At 74.2% G+C, this 2392-nt stretch carries 2 protein-coding genes; one reads left to right on the top strand and one right to left on the bottom strand.

Annotation, left to right across the window (positions count from 1 at the left end; translation table 11 throughout):
* Positions 1–211: RrF2 family transcriptional regulator (locus ACIQOV_RS37630; protein ID WP_401055280.1), on the bottom strand; the 211-nt coding region annotated here is incomplete at its 3' end.
* 313 nt (positions 212–524) lie between these two features.
* Here ACIQOV_RS37630 and ACIQOV_RS37625 point away from each other — a divergent pair.
* Entirely contained in the window at positions 525–2135 is a 1611-nt protein-coding gene (locus tag ACIQOV_RS37625; RefSeq protein ID WP_401055279.1) for a beta-propeller fold lactonase family protein, read from the top strand.
* Positions 2136–2392: the final 257 nt, after the last annotated feature.

Genomic DNA, 2392 nt, shown 5'->3' with positions numbered 1-2392 from the left:
CGGCGAAGGTGAGCATCAGCCCACCGCCGCGACCGCGCCGGGCCTCCACCACCCCCAGGTGCTGCAGCCGGCTGACCACCTTCGCCGCGTGGGTGTACGGCACACCGACCGACTCGGCCACCTCGCGGGTGGTCGGGTTGTCGCCCTCGCCCAGGACGGCCAGTCGCATGGCGATCCGCAGGGCGATGTCGGTGCTCTTGGTCAGCCTCACGTTCGGAACGCTACCGAATACGAATCTCCAACTCCAATTTTCTGCACGACTCCGACCGCGACCGTGGTCACGTTGCCCCCGGGGAGGCGGGCGCGGGGCCTGGCTGTGTCGCGCTGCGATCGGATCTGAACATTTGGCGACATTAGTAGTCACTCCCTGACGGAAAGTCAGAGAGCCTCCTACGCTTCCCCCTGCTCCGAGCACCACCACATCCGCACCACCCGCACGTGCCGAGCAGCAGGAGAGATCCATGAGAACACCCCGCACATCCCGTGCGCCCCGCATACCCCGTGCACCCCGTACCCGGACGGCCGTGGCCGCGACAGTCGCGACCACGGCCGCACTGCTGTCGCTGCCCGCGACGGCCGTGGCCGTCACGCCGCCGCCGGCCGTGGCCGCGCACGTGGCGGTGGCGCCCTACCCGGCGGGCGTCGCGCTGACGCCGGACGGCGGCCACGCCTACGTGACCAGCCAGAGCAGCGGCGCCGTCAGCGTGCTGGACACCGCGACCAACACGGTGTCCGGCACCTTCACCGCCGGGAGCGGCTCCTACGCCGTCGCCGTGTCGCGCGACGGGCACCGGGCCTACCTGACGCACCATCTGGACAACACCGTCAGCGTCGTGGACACCGCGACCAACGCCGTCACCGCGACCGTCCCGGTCGGCGCCCAGCCCTGGGGCCTCGCCCTCGCGCCGGACGGCTCCCGGGCCTATGTGAGCAACGTCGCCGCCAACACGGTGAGCGTGCTGGACACTTCGTCCGGAACCGTGACCGCGACCGTGCCGGTCGGCGCCGAACCGCACGGGCTGGCCGTCTCCGCGGACGGCGCGCGGCTGTACGTCGCGGCCTCCGGGGACAAGGCCGTCACCGTCGTCGACACCGCGAGCGGCACGGTGAGCGGCACCGTTCCGGTCGGCCACGGCGCCTTCGGGCTCGCGCTCAGCCCGGACGGCACCCGGCTGTGGGCCGCCGACGGGGACGACGGCACCGCCGCGGTGATCGACACCGCGGCCGGTACGGTCCTCGGCACCGTCGCGGTCGGCTCCGGCCCCTACGCCGTGACCCTCTCCCCGGACGGCGCGGCGGCCTACGTCTCCAACTACGCCGACAACACCCTGAGCGTGGTGGACACCGCGAGCCGGACGGTCACCACGACCGTCCCGGTGGGCGCCGCTCCGTACAGCCTGGCCCTGACCGCCGACGGGCGGCACGGCTACCTCGCCGACTTCACCGGCAACGCCGTCGACGTGGTGGACTTCCCGCTGCCGGTGCCGGACGTGACCGCGATCAGCCCGAACGGCGGCTCCGGGACGGGCGGCACCACGGTGACCGTCACCGGCACCGACCTGGCCGGCGCCACCGCCGTGACCTTCGGCGCGGCCGGCGCCGCGGCCTCGTTCAGCTGCACCCGGACCAGCTGCACCGCGACCGCCCCCGCGACCACCGTCACCGGGCCGGTGGACGTGCGGGTCACCGGGCCCGGCGGCACCAGCGCGGCCGTCGCCGCCGACCGCTTCACCTACACCGCCCCCGCCGCCCACCTGGGCGTCGCGCTCACCGCGACCCCGGTGACCGGGCTGCTGTCCAGCCGGGTCGACTACACCGTCACCCTCACCGGCCAGGGCCCCGACCCGGTCACCGCGGCCACCGTCACCGCCGACCTGCCCGCCGGACTGACCACGACCTCCGGCGACTGCACCGTCGCCGCCGGGAAGCTCGGCTGCGCGCTGACCGCGCCCCTGGCCAAGGGCGCGAGCACCACCCGGCACTTCTCGGTCGGGGTCGGCCTGTTCTCGCTGCTCCGCAGCTGGGACGTCACCGTGGCCCGCACCGCCGGGGCGCCCGCCGACCCGTCGCCCGCCACCAGCCGGGCCACCCGCAGCTGCTCCGCGGTCCTGGGGCTGCTGATCACCTGCAAGTAGCGCCCGCCCGCCGCACACGGGCAGCCGCACCGGGCCCCGCCGAGACCCTTCGGCGGGGCCCGGTGCGCGAAAGTCCTGGACGAAGTGTCCGATCCGGACGTACAGTCCGATCATGTCTGCGGAAAACCCCGACCCACGCGTGCCGACCTGGTCCCCGGTCTGCCGCGCCGTGGCCCTGCTGCTCGGCCCGTACGCCGAGGTGGTGCTGCACGACACCGCCACCGACCGGGTCCTCGCCATCTGGAACCCGATGACCC

Origin of the sequence: Kitasatospora sp. NPDC091257 (genome assembly GCF_044757675.1) — a bacterium.
Classification (GTDB): domain Bacteria; phylum Actinomycetota; class Actinomycetes; order Streptomycetales; family Streptomycetaceae; genus Kitasatospora; species Kitasatospora lactacystinica.
Note: the sequence above shows the minus strand (reverse complement) of the source record. Positions and strands in the feature narration are given on the sequence as shown.